The organism is Streptomyces milbemycinicus (assembly GCF_002154605.1).
GTDB lineage: Bacteria > Actinomycetota > Actinomycetes > Streptomycetales > Streptomycetaceae > Streptomyces > Streptomyces milbemycinicus.
This window is the reverse complement of sequence record NZ_MUNE01000692.1, coordinates 1-12,815: the sequence shown is the minus strand read 5'-3', so window position 1 is coordinate 12,815 and position 12,815 is coordinate 1. Positions and strand designations below refer to the sequence as shown.

The 12,815-nt window shown below is 72.0% G+C and carries 14 protein-coding genes and 1 pseudogene; 7 read left to right on the top strand and 8 right to left on the bottom strand.

The genetic code is table 11. The annotated features are described in order from the left end of the window. On the top strand, nt 1-811 hold an 811-nt coding region (locus CCN51_RS43065; RefSeq protein WP_086860814.1), incomplete at its 5' end, for a DMT family transporter. Between the two features lie 6 nt (nt 812-817). Here the strand turns inward: CCN51_RS43065 and CCN51_RS43060 are convergent. Then, entirely contained in the window at nt 818-1,918 is a 1,101-nt protein-coding gene (locus tag CCN51_RS43060) for a magnesium and cobalt transport protein CorA (protein ID WP_014176665.1), read from the bottom strand. 453 nt (nt 1,919-2,371) lie between these two features. Here CCN51_RS43060 and CCN51_RS43055 point away from each other — a divergent pair, with 453 nt between their 5' ends. The 3 genes from CCN51_RS43055 to CCN51_RS43045 all read left to right on the top strand — a co-directional run bounded on the left by CCN51_RS43055 (nt 2,372) and on the right by CCN51_RS43045 (nt 4,708). Beyond that, nucleotides 2,372-2,980, top strand: a complete 609-nt coding sequence (locus CCN51_RS43055) for a suppressor of fused domain protein (RefSeq protein ID WP_043486860.1) — start codon at nt 2,372-2,374, stop codon at nt 2,978-2,980. Between the two features lie 92 nt (nt 2,981-3,072). Next, nucleotides 3,073-3,711, top strand: coding sequence for a DUF6758 family protein (locus tag CCN51_RS43050; RefSeq protein WP_043486859.1), 639 nt, complete (start codon nt 3,073-3,075; stop codon nt 3,709-3,711). 70 nt (nt 3,712-3,781) lie between these two features. Then, nucleotides 3,782-4,708: a PHP domain-containing protein gene (locus CCN51_RS43045; RefSeq protein WP_014176662.1), complete on the top strand. Its 927-nt coding sequence runs from the start codon at nt 3,782-3,784 to the stop codon at nt 4,706-4,708. A gap of 92 nt (nt 4,709-4,800) precedes the next feature. Here CCN51_RS43045 and CCN51_RS56160 read toward each other — a convergent pair whose 3' ends face one another. After that, nucleotides 4,801-4,953 carry a hypothetical protein gene (locus tag CCN51_RS56160; protein ID WP_014176661.1) on the bottom strand — a complete coding sequence of 51 codons (153 nt, stop codon included), beginning with the start codon at nt 4,951-4,953 and terminating at the stop codon, nt 4,801-4,803. A gap of 208 nt (nt 4,954-5,161) precedes the next feature. Between CCN51_RS56160 and CCN51_RS43035 the strand changes: the two genes are divergently transcribed. Continuing rightward, nucleotides 5,162-6,094, top strand: a complete 933-nt coding sequence (locus CCN51_RS43035; RefSeq protein ID WP_014176660.1) for an NYN domain-containing protein — start codon at nt 5,162-5,164, stop codon at nt 6,092-6,094. A gap of 27 nt (nt 6,095-6,121) precedes the next feature. Here the strand turns inward: CCN51_RS43035 and CCN51_RS43030 are convergent, their stop codons facing one another. Further along, on the bottom strand, nt 6,122-7,042 hold the full coding sequence (locus tag CCN51_RS43030; protein WP_043486858.1) for an alpha/beta fold hydrolase: 921 nt from the start codon (nt 7,040-7,042) through the stop codon (nt 6,122-6,124). Between the two features lie 354 nt (nt 7,043-7,396). Further along, nucleotides 7,397-9,172, bottom strand: coding sequence for a DEAD/DEAH box helicase (locus tag CCN51_RS43025; protein ID WP_043486857.1), 1,776 nt, complete (start codon nt 9,170-9,172; stop codon nt 7,397-7,399). Between the two features lie 454 nt (nt 9,173-9,626). Between CCN51_RS43025 and CCN51_RS43015 the strand changes: the two genes are divergently transcribed. Then, the gene (locus CCN51_RS43015; protein ID WP_086013654.1) at nt 9,627-10,406 is read left to right on the top strand and encodes a ferritin-like fold-containing protein; all 780 of its coding nucleotides are present in this window, start codon (nt 9,627-9,629) and stop codon (nt 10,404-10,406) included. 149 nt (nt 10,407-10,555) lie between these two features. Here CCN51_RS43015 and CCN51_RS43010 read toward each other — a convergent pair whose 3' ends face one another. The 4 genes from CCN51_RS43010 to CCN51_RS42995 all read right to left on the bottom strand — a co-directional run bounded on the left by CCN51_RS43010 (nt 10,556) and on the right by CCN51_RS42995 (nt 12,444). Next, nucleotides 10,556-10,822, bottom strand: a complete 267-nt coding sequence (locus CCN51_RS43010; protein ID WP_014176656.1) for a hypothetical protein — start codon at nt 10,820-10,822, stop codon at nt 10,556-10,558. Between the two features lie 211 nt (nt 10,823-11,033). After that, the gene (locus tag CCN51_RS43005) at nt 11,034-11,261 is read right to left on the bottom strand and encodes a DUF3107 domain-containing protein (protein WP_014176655.1); all 228 of its coding nucleotides are present in this window, start codon (nt 11,259-11,261) and stop codon (nt 11,034-11,036) included. A 172-nt stretch (nt 11,262-11,433) separates the two neighbouring features. Continuing rightward, nucleotides 11,434-12,075 (bottom strand): TetR/AcrR family transcriptional regulator, encoded by a 642-nt coding sequence (locus tag CCN51_RS43000; RefSeq protein WP_014176654.1) that lies wholly within the window; start codon nt 12,073-12,075, stop codon nt 11,434-11,436. Nucleotides 12,076-12,219: 144 nt separating this feature from the next. Next, nucleotides 12,220-12,444 carry a hypothetical protein gene (locus CCN51_RS42995; protein ID WP_014176653.1) on the bottom strand — a complete coding sequence of 75 codons (225 nt, stop codon included), beginning with the start codon at nt 12,442-12,444 and terminating at the stop codon, nt 12,220-12,222. Nucleotides 12,445-12,623: 179 nt separating this feature from the next. On the opposite strand from CCN51_RS42995, the pseudogene CCN51_RS42990 reads away from it, so the two are divergent. Continuing rightward, nucleotides 12,624-12,815 (top strand): annotated as a pseudogene (locus CCN51_RS42990) (alpha/beta hydrolase); the annotation flags it as partial.

The following is a 12,815-nucleotide window of genomic DNA, read 5'->3' as shown; positions in this document are numbered from 1 at the left end:
GTTCCGCCAGAACGCGACGGCGGCCCCGGCCCTGGCCGTCGCGTTCTGGCGGAACGCCATGGCCGTCGGCGCGCTCACCCCCTTCGCGCTGCTGCGCCATCGGCGGGAGCTGCGCGGGATGGGGCGCGGCGGGGTGCTGCTGTCCGTCGGGTCGGGGGCGCTGCTCGCGTTGCACTTCGGGGCGTGGCTGCCCAGTCTGCATATGACGTCCGTCGCCTCGTCGACCGCGCTCGTCACCACGACCCCGATCTGGACCGCGCTGCTGCTGCGGCTGCGCGGGCAGCGCCCGCCCGGCCTGGTCTGGGCGGGCATGTCGGTCGCCCTCCTCGGCGTGGTGCTGCTGACCGGGGTCGATCTGTCGATGTCCACGCGCGCGCTCGCGGGCGATGCGCTCGCGCTGGTGGGCGGTATCGCGGCCGCGGGGTATGTGGTGCTCGGCGCCGAGGTGCGGCGGACGGTGAGCACGACCGCGTACACCTACGTCTGCTACGGCACCACCAGCGTGCTTCTGCTGGTCACCTGCCTGGCCTCCGGTACGGCCCTGGGCGGCTACAGCGGCACGACCTGGCTGAAGCTGGCCGTGCTGACGGTCACCGCGCAGCTGCTGGGCCACTCGCTCATCAACCGCGTGGTCAAGGGCCTGGGCCCGTCCATCACCTCGACCGCGCTGCTGCTCGAGACGCCGGGCGCGGCCCTGATCGCCGCCCTCTGGCTGGGCCAGATGCCGCATGCGGTCGCCTACCCGGCGCTCGGGGTGATCCTTGTCGGCCTCGCGCTGGTGGTGCTGGCGGACCGCAGAAAGTCGAGCTGAGGGCTGTCAGAGCCAGCCGTTGCGCTTGAAGCCGCGGTGGATGGCAAAGCAGATCGAGACCGTGACGACGAGCACCGCCGGGTAGCCGAACTTCCAGCGCAGCTCCGGCATGTAGTCGAAGTTCATGCCGTAGATCCCGGCGATCATCGTGGGCACGGCGAAGATCGCCGCCCATGACGTGATCTTGCGCATGTCCTCGTTCTGGGCCACGGTGGCCTGCGCCAGATTGGCCTGGAGGATCGAGTTGAGCAGGTCGTCGAAGGCCAGCACCTGCTCATTGACGCGTGCCAGGTGGTCCGCGACGTCCCGGAAGTACTTCTGGATGTCCGGGTCCACCACCCGCATCGGCCGCTCGCTCAGCAGCTGCATCGGCCGCAGCAGCGGCGAGACGGCCCGCTTGAACTCCAGCACCTCGCGCTTGAGCTGGTAGATCCGCCCGGCGTCGCCGCCCCGCCGGGAGCTGGCCGCCGAGAAGACGTCGATCTCGACCTCGTCGATATCGTCCTGGACCGCGTCGGCGACCGCGAGATAGCCGTCCACGACCTGGTCGGCGATCGCGTGCAGCACCGCCGAGGGGCCCTTGGCCAGCAGCTCGGGGTCCTCCTGGAGGCGGTGGCGCAGCGCGCGCAGTGAGCCCTGGCCGCCGTGCCGGACGGTCACGATGAAGTTCCGGCCGGTGAAGCACATGACCTCACCGGTCTCGACGACCTCGCTGGTGGCGGTGAGCTCCGCGTGCTCGACGTAGTGGATCGTCTTGAAGACGGTGAACAGGGAGTCGTCGTACCGCTCCAGCTTCGGCCGCTGGTGCGCCTGGACCGCGTCCTCCACGGCCAGCGGGTGGAGTCCGAACTCCTGTGCGATTCCGGCGAACTCGCGCTCGGTCGGCTCGTGCAGCCCGATCCAGGCGAAGCCGCCCTCGGCGCGCACCTGCTTCATGGCCTCGGTCGGGCCGCAGTGGTCGCTGACCCGCCGCCCGTCGCGGTAGACGGCGCAGTCGATCACCGCGCTGGAGACGGAGGGGTCGCGGGTGGCGTCGTAGTTGCTGGTGGCGCGGGTGCGGCGCAGGGCGGGGCGGACGGCTGCGCGCAGGTCACGGATCATCGACATGACGGGCTCCTTCACGGGCAGGCCGTCAGCGACGGGCGCGCGGCGCAGCGCGGCCCGGAAGGTGGACGTACGGGCTCCGGTGGCCGTACGTCCGCAAAGCGGGCGGCGCTCCGTGCGATGGCGCTGACGGAAGTTCGCGGTAGAAAAGAGACAAAGCGATACGAAGGCGCTCTACCGTCAAGTGCCCTGGATGCGAATCGACTTCACGTGTTTCACCGCGGAGCGGTGGGGTACGGAAGGTGTCAGATCAAGAACAGCCGCATACCGAGGGGAAGAGGACGGGAGAACTGTCGGTACTGCACGGTCGACTAGGATCCACCGCAGCCCCACCTCCTCCGGTCGGTCCCCCTTGAGGGATGACGTATAACTCCCTGGGCAGGCGCCAAGGCTATCAGCCGTCTGAACCGATAAGTCGCCGCTTTGCCTGTTCGATACGCGATCTATGCTCGCCGCATGTCAGACGTTCTTCAGCTGGTCGAGGCCCGATTGCGGACGGCGCTGGGCGAGCCGGACGCCCGCGCCGCCGTGACCTTCGTCGGCACGGACCGCATCGAGGTGCTGCGCTTCCGCGACGCGGACGTCGTGCGTTACGCCACACTCGGCATGTCCGACCGGCCGATGGCCGACCCGACCGCCGTCGTCGCCGACCCGCTGCGCGGCCCGCGCGCCGAGCTGGTGCTGACGGTGCGGATCGGCGGCGCGGCCGTGGGCCCCGGGCTGCCCGTACTCGACGAGGTGCTGCGCCCGCTCGCCGTCCTCGCCGCGTCCCCCCAGGTGGAGGGCGTGGTGGTGGCGCCGGGCGGCTCGCTGGACCTGGGCGGGCCGCTGTGGCCGGGCGCGTCCTTCACCTCCGTACTGGTGGCCGAACCGGGCGGGCTGGTCGAGGACTTGGAGCTCGACCAGCCGAGGGACCCGGTCCGGTTTCTGCCGCTGCTGCCCATGACCGGGAACGAGGCGGCGTGGAAGCGGGTGCACGGCGCGGGCGCGCTGCAGGACCGCTGGCTCAGGCACGGCACGGATCTGCGGGACCCGAGCCGCTCCGGGGTGCCCCTGGCGAGCTGAGGCCGTCGTTGCCGGAGCGTGGTCGGCCGAGTCGCATCCGGACGGGTGATCGTCCTTGACGCGGCGACGCCCGGGGAGGACCGTGGGGCCCTATGAGGGGCGAACCCAGTTGCCCGAAGTGCGGTGGCCGGGTGCGGGCGCCCGGTCTCTTCGCCGACTCCTGGCAGTGCGGGGTGCATGGCACAGTGCATCCGCTTCAGCCCGTCGTCCCGCCGAGCGTCGAAGCACTCGTGGTCGTCACCAACCGTGCCCGTGTGCCGGTGTGGATGCCGTGGCCGCTTCCGGTCGGCTGGCTGTTCACCGGCGTCGCATGCGCCGGCGACGACCGCAGCGGCGGCCGGGCCACCGCCGTCGCCTGCTCCGGCCCCGGCCCGCTGGGCGGGCCCGGGGAGCTGCTGCTGGTCGCCGAGGAGCTGGGGGTCGGGCTCGGAGCGCGATACGCCGGGATCCGCGGCCCCGACCCGGGGCCGGGTATGCGGGTCGACCGGGCGCCGCAGGTCAAGGTGTTGGCCGCCGGGCGGCCCACCCCGCTGTGGCTGGTCGAGGGCACACCGGACGACCGCGCGGTGTTCGCGGGGGAGGCGTGCGGGCTGTGGCTGTGGGCGATCGTATGGCCCGAGCAGACCGGTCTGATGATGTACGACGAGATGGTGCTCACCGATCTGCGGGACGCCGGGGCCGAGGTGGACCTGGTGCCGTGCGGGGCGCTGTCGCCGCGGATCCTGGGCTGATCACCTCGGTCGCGGCCGGTTATTCTGAAGCGTCCCCTCCGTTCCACCGCCGCAGCTGGGAGCCCGCGTCGTGCGCATCGATCTGCACACCCACTCCACTGCGTCCGACGGTACGGACACCCCCGCCGAGCTGGTGCTGGGCGCCGCCGCGGCCGGGCTGGACGTCGTCGCGCTCACCGACCACGACACCGTCGGCGGGTACGAGGAGGCGAAGCGGGCGCTGGGCGGCTGTTCATCGGGGCTGACCCTGGTGACCGGCGCCGAGCTGTCGTGCCGGCTGACGATCCCGCCGTCCGACGGCGCCTCAGGTACTGGCGCCTCAGGGACTTCGGAAGACGGCGCGGCGGGTGTGAGCCTGCACATGCTGGCGTATCTCTTCGACCCGGACGAGCCGGAGCTGGCGCGCGAACGCGAGCTCGTCCGCGACGACCGGGTGCCGCGCGCCCGGGCGATGGTCGACAAGCTGCGGGAGCTGGGCGTCCCGGTCACCTGGGAGCAGGTGGCCCGGATCGCCGGTGACGGGGCCGTGGGGCGGCCGCATGTGGCCACCGCTCTGGTCGAGCTGGGCGTTGTCGACAGCGTCTCGGACGCCTTCACTCCGCAGTGGCTCGCCAATGGCGGCCGGGCCTACGCCGAGAAGCACGAGCTCGACCCGTTCGATGCGATCCGCCTGGTCAAGGCGGCCGGCGGGGTGACCGTCTTCGCGCATCCGCTGGCCCTCAAGCGCGGGCTGTGCGTGCCCGAGAGCGCGATCGCGGAGCTCGCCGCCGCGGGTCTTGACGGTATCGAGGTGGACCACATGGACCACGACGAGCCCACGCGCAAGCGGCTGCGCGGACTCGCCGCCGAGCTCGGCCTGCTCACCACCGGCTCCAGCGACTACCACGGCAGCCGTAAGACCTGTCGTCTCGGCGAGTACACGACGGATCCCGAGATCTACGGAGAGATCGTCCGCCGGGCGACCGGGGCGTCCCCGGTGCCGGGCGGGGCCGGCTGAGCGGTCCGCCAGGATGCACAAGCGCCCCCGTGCGACGAGGCACGGGGGCGCCGGAAGCTGCGTACTAAGAGCTACGTACTACAAACGGGGCGTTACCGGGCTGAGCTTTCGGCGGGGCGGATGTAGATGCGCTGACCGATTGCGGCGGCCTGCTGCACGATCCGGTTGACGGAGGCGGCGTCTACAACGGTGCTGTCCACGGCGGTCCCGTCGACATCGTCGAGGCGCATGATCTCGAAGCGCATGGCTTCTCCCTTCGTCTGATCCTCCTGAGGAGAACTGTGGTGTGAGACGGATGCGCACAGCGCCAGTGCCGCGAGCATCCGTACGGTTCAACAGAGGGTGCCATGGAAAACATTCCCTACGCTAAAGAAAATTTTCGGGAGCCTAATTACCGTCTCGTACCAGGTCCGGTTGTGTCCTGAGCGCGTCGGCCCGGAGAATGAAGCGCGTATGAGTGACGTCACGCCTCCGGGCCAACCAGACCTCGCCTCGGTCGTCGCAGGCATCGAGCGCACCAATGAACTGCTGCAGCGTGTGCTCGCAGAGGTCGCGACCACGCCCTCCACCCACGCGATATTCGTGGACGCCGGCTATGTCTACGCGGCCGCCGGCCGACTGGTCGCAGGAACCGAGGACCGCAGAACCTTCGAGCTCGACGCCGAGGGGCTCATCGAGGCGTTCATCGACAAGGCCCGCACGATCTTCCCGGACAGCAGGCTGCTGCGCGTCTACTGGTACGACGGCGCCCGGCGCCGTATCCACACCTCCGAGCAGCAGAGCATCGCCGAGCTGCCCGACGTCAAGGTCCGGCTCGGCAACCTCAACGCGAACAACCAGCAGAAAGGCGTCGACTCCCTCATCCGCTCCGACCTCGAATCCCTCGCCCGCCACCGCGCCATCGGCGACGCGGTGCTGATCGGCGGGGACGAAGACCTGGTCTCCGCGGTCGAGGCGGCCCAGGGGTACGGCGCGCGGGTCCACCTCTGGGGCATCGAGGCCGTCGAGGGGCGCAATCAGGCCGAGCCGCTGCTGTGGGAGGTCGACAGCCAGCGCACCTTCGACCTCGACTTCTGCAAGCCGTACGTCACCCGCCGCCCGGCGGGCTTCGAACCGTACGGAGCCGAACCGGGCCCGGGCGCGCCCGCCCCCAGCCGCGACGACGTCCGCTTCGTCGGGGCACAGATCGCCGCGCGATGGCTGTCCTCGCGCGGCCGGGAATCACTCGCCGAACTGCTGCCCGGCCACCCCTACCTGCCGGGCTCGGTCGACCAGGAGCTGCTGATCGACGCGGAGGCCCTGCTGCGGCTGTCGCTGCGTACGCATGCCGATCTGCGGCGGGCGCTGCGGGACGGGTTCTGGGAGCATCTGCAGGCCCAGTACTGACGCCCTGTACTGACGCGTCAGCTGCTGTCAGCCGTCGCGGGAGACACCGCTGTCGGGGGACACACCGCGCCAGAAGTCGATCAGAGCCTCGGCGGTGGGGAGCGGCCGCTCCGCGTTGGGGGAGTGCCCCGCGCCCTGGATCACGGTGCGGTGGGCGCCGAGCCGGTCGGCCATCTCGTCCATCAGCGGCACCGGCCAGGCGTAGTCCACGATCCCGGACAGCACATGCTTGGGCAGCGCCACCCCGGCCAGCTCCGCGACCCGGTCCGGCTCGCTGTTCAGCTGCCGTCCGGTGGCGATCAGCTGCTCGGGAACGGTGCCCAGCCAGCGCTGGTGGAGGAAGTCCTCGACACCGGGCGGCGTGCTCTCCTCGGGCGCCTCCGGCGGGTCGAGCTCGCGCATCGCCTGCCAGACGGTCTCCATATCGGTCACGGCCAGCGCGTCGATCAGCAGCTTGGTACGGGCCTGCTGCGACTCGGAGATGGCGGCCGGACCGGAGCTCATCAGCGTCAGCGAGGCGAAGGTGTCCGGGGCCATCGTCACGGCGTTCCGTACGACCAGCCCGCCGAGCGAATGCCCGAGCACATGCAGCGGCGCGGAGCCCTCGGCGGTGGCGTCGGCGGTGTCGGCCCCCGCGTCCAGCGCGGCCGCCTGCGCCAGGACGTCCCGGGCCAGCTCCTGCTGCGCGTACGCCGCCTCGTCCCGAGGCCCGCCGGTCTCATGCTGCCCCCGCCCATCGACCGCGACCACCCGGAACCCGGCGCGGGCCAGCGGCTCCAGCAGCGCGATGAAGTCCTCCTTGCTCCCGGTGAACCCGGGCACCAGCAACACCGTGCCCCGCGCCGCCCCCTCAGGACGCGCGTCATGCACGGCGAACTCCCCGCGGGCGGTACGAAGACGGTGCGCACGGGCGCACCCGGGCAGCGTGATGAACGGCGGCCTGCTCATGCGCCGAGGCTAGCGCGCACAGAAAATCCTGGCCAACCCGCCATGACGTGTGCCGCCACGTCCCCGCGTGTGCGGGCCGCCACCGCGCGGCGGCGGGCCCGCCGCCTGCGGGCCCTACGAGACCGGCGCCCGCGGCGCCGGCTGCGCGGGGGCCGGCGGGGGCGCACCGGTCGGCGGTCTCCCGGGTCGGGCCGGTTTGCGACGGCCGGTTTTGGCAGGCCGCGGTCGCTCGTGGTCATGCCACCGCGCGGGAGTCCCCGACCGTCCGGGATCGGACGAGGGGGCTCCGGGGACGCCGAAGGGCCCGGTCCGCGGGGAGCGGAGCGGGCCCTTCGGCGGTTGAGGCGGGTGGCGTCAGCCCTCCGTGGCCTCGGTCTTCGACGCTGCCGAGCGGGTGCGGCGACGGCGGCGGACCGGCTTGGCCTCGCCTTCCCCGGCCTCGGCCGGGGCCGCCTCGGCCTGCGGCGCCGGCGCCGGTGCCGGTGCTGCCGTCGCGTCCGCGGCCTTGGCGGTCGCCGCGCCGCGGGTGCGGCGGCGGCGCGGCTTGGCCGGGGCCTCGGCGGCATCGGGGGCCGCCTCGGGCTGGGGCTGTGCGGTGTCGGCCACGGCCGTGGTCGAGCCCTCGGCCGTGGTGACCGCCGCCTCGGCGTCGGTGCCGCTGTCGGCTGCCTTGGCCGTGACCCCCGCGCGGGTGCGCCGACGGCGGCGGGGCTGCCTCGGCTCGGCGGTGGCCTCCGCGGCCGGGGCCTCAGCTGTGCCCTCCGCCGTGTCCACGGCGGTCTCGGCCGCCTGCGTCGAGTCGCCGGTCACCCCGTCGACCACGACGCCGCCGCGCAGCCGGCGCCGCTGGCGCGGCGTGCGGGTGCGGGCGGGGCGCTCCTCGGCGGGCGCCGCCGAGGAGCGGCGGCTGCCGCGCGCGGACCGGGCGCCGCGGGCGCCGGTCTCGCCGAGATCTTCGATCTCCTCGGCGTCCAGGCCCGCCCGGGTGCGCTCGGCGCGTGGCAGGACACCGGTGGTGCCCTCGGGGATGTTCAGCAGCTCATACAGGTGGTCGGAGGTGGAGTAGGTCTCCTCCGGCTCGCTGAAGGGCAGGTCCAGCGCCTTGTTGATCAGCTGCCAGCGCGGGATGTCGTCCCAGTCGACGAGGGTGATGGCGGTGCCCGACGCGCCCGCGCGGCCGGTGCGGCCGATGCGGTGCAGATACGTCTTCTCATCCTCGGGGGACTGGTAGTTGATCACATGCGTGACGCCCTCGACGTCGATGCCGCGCGCGGCGACGTCGGTGGCCACCAGCACATCGACCTTGCCGTTGCGGAAGGCGCGCAGCGCCTGCTCGCGCGCCCCCTGGCCGAGGTCGCCGTGCACCGCGCCGGAGGCGAAGCCACGGTGGGCTAGCTGGTCGGCGATGTCGGCGGCGGTCCGCTTCGTACGGCAGAAGATCATCACGAGGCCGCGGCCCTCGGCCTGCAGCACCCGCGCCACGACCTCCGGCTTGTCCAGGGAGTGGGCCCGGAAGACATGCTGGGTGATGTTCGCGACGGTCGCGCCCTCGTCGTCCGGCGCGGTGGCGCGGATGTGGGTGGGCTGCGACATATAGCGCCGGGCCAGCGAGATGACCTGGCCCGGCATGGTCGCCGAGAAGAGCATCGTCTGGCGTTTGGCGGGCAGCATCTGGATGATCTTCTCGACGTCGGGCAGGAAGCCCAGGTCGAGCATTTCATCGGCCTCGTCGAGGACGAGGCTCTTGACGGAGGAGAGCCGCAGCTTCTTCTGGCCCGCCAGGTCGAGCAGCCGGCCGGGGGTGCCGACGACCACGTCGACGCCCTTCTTCAGGGCCTCGACCTGCGGTTCGTACGCACGGCCGCCGTAGATCGACAGAACGCGCACGGCACGGACCTTGCCGGCGGTGAGCAGGTCGTTGGTGACCTGCTGGCAGAGCTCGCGGGTGGGGACGACCACGAGCGCCTGCGGGGCGTCGGTCAGCAGCTCGGGCTTGGCCCGGCCTGCCTCGACGTCCGCGGGGACGGTGACGCGCTCCAGCAGCGGGAGGCCGAAGCCCAGCGTCTTGCCGGTGCCGGTCTTGGCCTGGCCGATGACGTCGGAGCCCGAGAGGGCCACGGGGAGCGTCATCTCTTGGATGGGGAACGGGGACGTGATGCCGACGGCCTCAAGGGCCTCGGCCGTCTCGGGGAGGATCCCGAGGTCTCGGAAAGTGGTCAGGATGCTTGCCTCTTCTGTGAGACGCGGCGTGAGGCGGCGAAGGGGGTCGCACGGCGCCCCGAGTACAACCGGCCTTGGGGTGGCCGGTCCGGCGCGGGACCACTGCCCTCGCTCGAGCGCTCATACCGCGAGCGGGTCCCTCCTGCCGTGCGCACGATTACATGCGCGCCGCGCGGAGGGCGGTCGGTTTGGAGCCGATCGGGCCACCGACCGGGCATCCGTATGCGTGGAACGACCCGTCGATACTCGACGGGTGCCTCTAGCACTGTACCCCGAGAGCGCGCATCTGTGACCGGGATGCCGGATGCGCCCCGTTGCCGTCCCGGCTGACCAGGGCCTTCCACGGGGCGCTGGGCGGGCTATTGTGCGCACCATGGAGACGTCTGACACACCGGAGAACGCCCCCGCCGCCGGGGAGCGCGCCGAGGGACACGCCGACGGGGAGCGCACCGGGATCGCCGCCCAGGACTGGGCGCAGGCGGCCGCGCACCCGCAGTACCGGGCGGCCGTGGTGGACCTGCTCGGTGCCCTAGCCTACGGCGAGCTGGCCGCCTTCGAGCGCCTGGCCGAGGACGCCAAGCTGGCGCCCACGCTGGAGGACAAGGCGGAGCTGGCGAAGATGGCGTCCGCCGAGTTCCACCACTTCCAGCAGCTCAGAGACCGGCTGGCGGAGGTGGGCGAGCAGCCGACGGCGGCCATGGAGCCCTTCGCGGCGGCCCTGGACGGCTTCCACCGCCAGACCGCTCCGTCGGACTGGCTGGAGGGCCTGGTCAAGGCGTACGTCGGCGACTCGATCGCCAGCGACTTCTACCGCGAGGTGGCGGCCCGGCTGGATTCGGACACCCGTGGGCTGGTGCTGAGTGTGCTCGACGACACCGGCCACGCCTCGTTCGCGGTGGAGAAGGTACGGGCGGCCATCGAGGCGGACCCGCGGGTCGGCGGGCGGCTGGCGCTGTGGGCGCGGCGGCTGATGGGCGAGGCGCTGTCGCAGGCGCAGCGTGTGGTCGCGGAGCGGGACGCGCTGTCCACGATGTTGGTGGGCGGCGTGGCGGACGGCTTCGACCTGGCGGAGGTCGGCCGGATGTTCTCCCGGATCACCGAGGCGCACACCAAGCGGATGGCGGCGCTGGGCCTGGCGTCCTGAGCCCGGTGCTGTGAGCCCGGTGCTCTGAGCCGTCGGGTGGAGCGGTAGCGCGCGGCCCGCGCCCCTGGAGGGGTGCGGGCCGCGGTGCGTATGGGGGTGTCTCTGAGGGCCGGTGTCTCTCGGGCGGGGTGCTCTCAGGCAGGTGACTCTCAGGCCGTGGCGGAGCGGCGGAGCCTGCGGGCCGGGCGGACCAGCAGCGACAGCAGCGCCACCGAGAAGCCGAGCGCGACGATCAGCACCGTCGGCGTATGTCCCGCGCCCAGCACGGCATGGGTGAGCAGGGAGCCGAGAAGCGCGGCGCCGGGGCCGGTGGACAGCAGCAGGCGTCGGGAATGGAACCTTCGAGGCTGCCAGCGGCCCGCCCCGTATGCGATGGCGAGACCGATCAGTACGGAGCCGAGCGCTTCCAAGATCATGGTGCGTCCTCCCGTGCGCGGACCGGGACCGAGGCCTCGTGGTACGGCGCTGCCGAGCCCCGGTCGCAGCCGTCCTACCCCCGGCCGACGGCGGGCAACCCTGCCCGGCAGACCGAACCTGAAGAGGGCCTTCCGCACGGGCCTGAAACGGGGCGGGGCCCGGTGAGGGTTCTCACCGGGCCCCGCCGCGTTCCGTTGGCGCGGACGCTGCTCAGAGCGCGCTGAAGCCGACCTTGCGGGCGGCCGGCTCGCCGATCTCGACGTATGCGAGCCGGTCGGACGGGACCAGGACCTTGCGGCCGTGGTCGTCCACCAGGGTCAGCAGCTGCGCCTTGCCGGCCAGCGCGTCGGCCACCGCGCGCTCGACTTCCTCGGCAGACTGCCCGCTCTCCAAAACGATCTCGCGGGGCGCGTGCTGCACGCCGATCTTGACCTCCACGGCTTTGTCCCTCCGACGGTCAGTTGGGGTGCGCGGCCAGCCGCGCCGTACGCAGCACACATTAGCCCGGTACGGAGACCGGACGGGCCGTACGGGCGCACGCCCGCAGCGAACACGCGGCCACCGGGGGCGCGGCGGACGCCCGCACTCCGCCCCGGTCACCGGGCGCGGCTCAGTTGCCGCCGTCGGTGCCGTGCAGCGGGAAGCCCGCGATGCCCCGCCAGGCGAGCGAGGTGAGCAGCTGCACGGCCGTGTCGCGCGGCACCTGGCTCTCGCTGGAGAGCCAGTAGCGCGCGACGACCTGCGAGACCCCGCCGAGGCCGACCGCCAGCAGCATCGACTCGTCCTTCGACAGGCCGGTGTCCTCGGCGATCACTTCGCTGATGGCCTCGGCGCACTGCATCGAGACCCGGTCCACGCGCTCGCGCACGGCCGGCTCGTTGGTCAGGTCCGACTCGAACACGAGCCGGAAGGCGCCGCCCTCGTTCTCGACGTATGCGAAGTAGGCGTCCATGGTGGCGGCGACGCGCTGCTTGTTCTCGGTCGTCGACGCCAGCGCGGTGCGCACCGACTGGAGCAGCGCCTCGCAGTGCTGGTCCAGCAGGGCCAGATAGAGGTCGAGCTTGCCGGGGAAGTGCTGGTAGAGCACCGGCTTGCTGACCCCGGCGCGCTCGGCGATATCGTCCATGGCCGCCGCGTGATAGCCCTGCGCCACGAAGACCTCCTGGGCCGCCCCCAGGAGCTGATTCCGTCGGGCTCGGCGCGGCAGGCGCGTGCCCCGCGGGCGCGCCTCGGTCTGCTCGATGGCTGTCACGCCGCCTCCCAATGAGTGTTCTGTACACGGTGTCCACCGCGCCCGCCATCGTACTTTTGGGTAACAGGGCGGCGCGCGGTCCGTACGGAGAATTTCACGGACCACACTCCGTGGAAAGTCGCTAAAGCTGACAAATGGCGCGGTTCACATGTAGTCGTCCTCGTCCACTTCGACGATCCGGGCCTGCTCCATGCGGTCCGCCTCGTTCGCCTCCAGCGATGCGTCTCCGCTCACGGGCTCGTCCCGGTTCGGAAGGAGGTCGTGATGCTGCTCCGCGGCGTCCACTTCCGGTGCTTCGACGTCCTCCACGGCGAATTCGCCGGCGTCGTTTTCCTCGAAGGTCTCGGGGTCGCTGGGGTCGACGGCCATTTCTCCCCTTCCTCAGGCGTTCCTCAGGCGCCCGGGTCCGGGCGTTTCTCCCGCCCGCCCCGGCCCGGGTGATCGTCCCTGTGTATTTACGAGCCTAGGAGAGCTCACTTTCGGACGCTACGCGGCCCTGTGAGGGCGAACACAGGGCCCCGAGCGTGATCGTCTCGTAACATTGCCGCATGTCTTCGACCGAGCAGCCGGTTTCCCGCATCGTCTCCGCGGTCCCGCCCGCCCGGCCCGTTCGCGTCGGAGCGGGGGAGCGGCTGCGTACCGTGCGCCTCTCCGGTCTCACTCTCACCGTACGGTCCCGGCCGCCGATCCGGGACGGTCTGCCGCCCGCGCTTTATGTGCACGGGCTCGGCGGCTCCTCG

Excerpts from the sequence above, each read along its gene's own strand:
- CCN51_RS43060 (WP_014176665.1), bottom strand. The coding sequence starts at position 1,918 with ATGTCGATGATCCGTGACCTGCGCGCAGCCGTCCGCCCCGCCCTGCGC.
- CCN51_RS43055 (WP_043486860.1), top strand. The coding sequence starts at position 2,372 with ATGTCAGACGTTCTTCAGCTGGTCGAGGCCCGATTGCGGACGGCGCTG.
- CCN51_RS43050 (WP_043486859.1), top strand. The coding sequence starts at position 3,073 with ATGAGGGGCGAACCCAGTTGCCCGAAGTGCGGTGGCCGGGTGCGGGCG.
- CCN51_RS56160 (WP_014176661.1), bottom strand. The coding sequence starts at position 4,953 with ATGCGCTTCGAGATCATGCGCCTCGACGATGTCGACGGGACCGCCGTG.
- CCN51_RS43035 (WP_014176660.1), top strand. The coding sequence starts at position 5,162 with ATGAGTGACGTCACGCCTCCGGGCCAACCAGACCTCGCCTCGGTCGTC.
- CCN51_RS43030 (WP_043486858.1), bottom strand. The coding sequence starts at position 7,042 with ATGAGCAGGCCGCCGTTCATCACGCTGCCCGGGTGCGCCCGTGCGCAC.
- CCN51_RS43025 (WP_043486857.1), bottom strand. The coding sequence starts at position 9,172 with ATGACGCTCCCCGTGGCCCTCTCGGGCTCCGACGTCATCGGCCAGGCC.
- CCN51_RS43010 (WP_014176656.1), bottom strand. The coding sequence starts at position 10,822 with ATGATCTTGGAAGCGCTCGGCTCCGTACTGATCGGTCTCGCCATCGCA.
- CCN51_RS42995 (WP_014176653.1), bottom strand. The coding sequence starts at position 12,444 with ATGGCCGTCGACCCCAGCGACCCCGAGACCTTCGAGGAAAACGACGCC.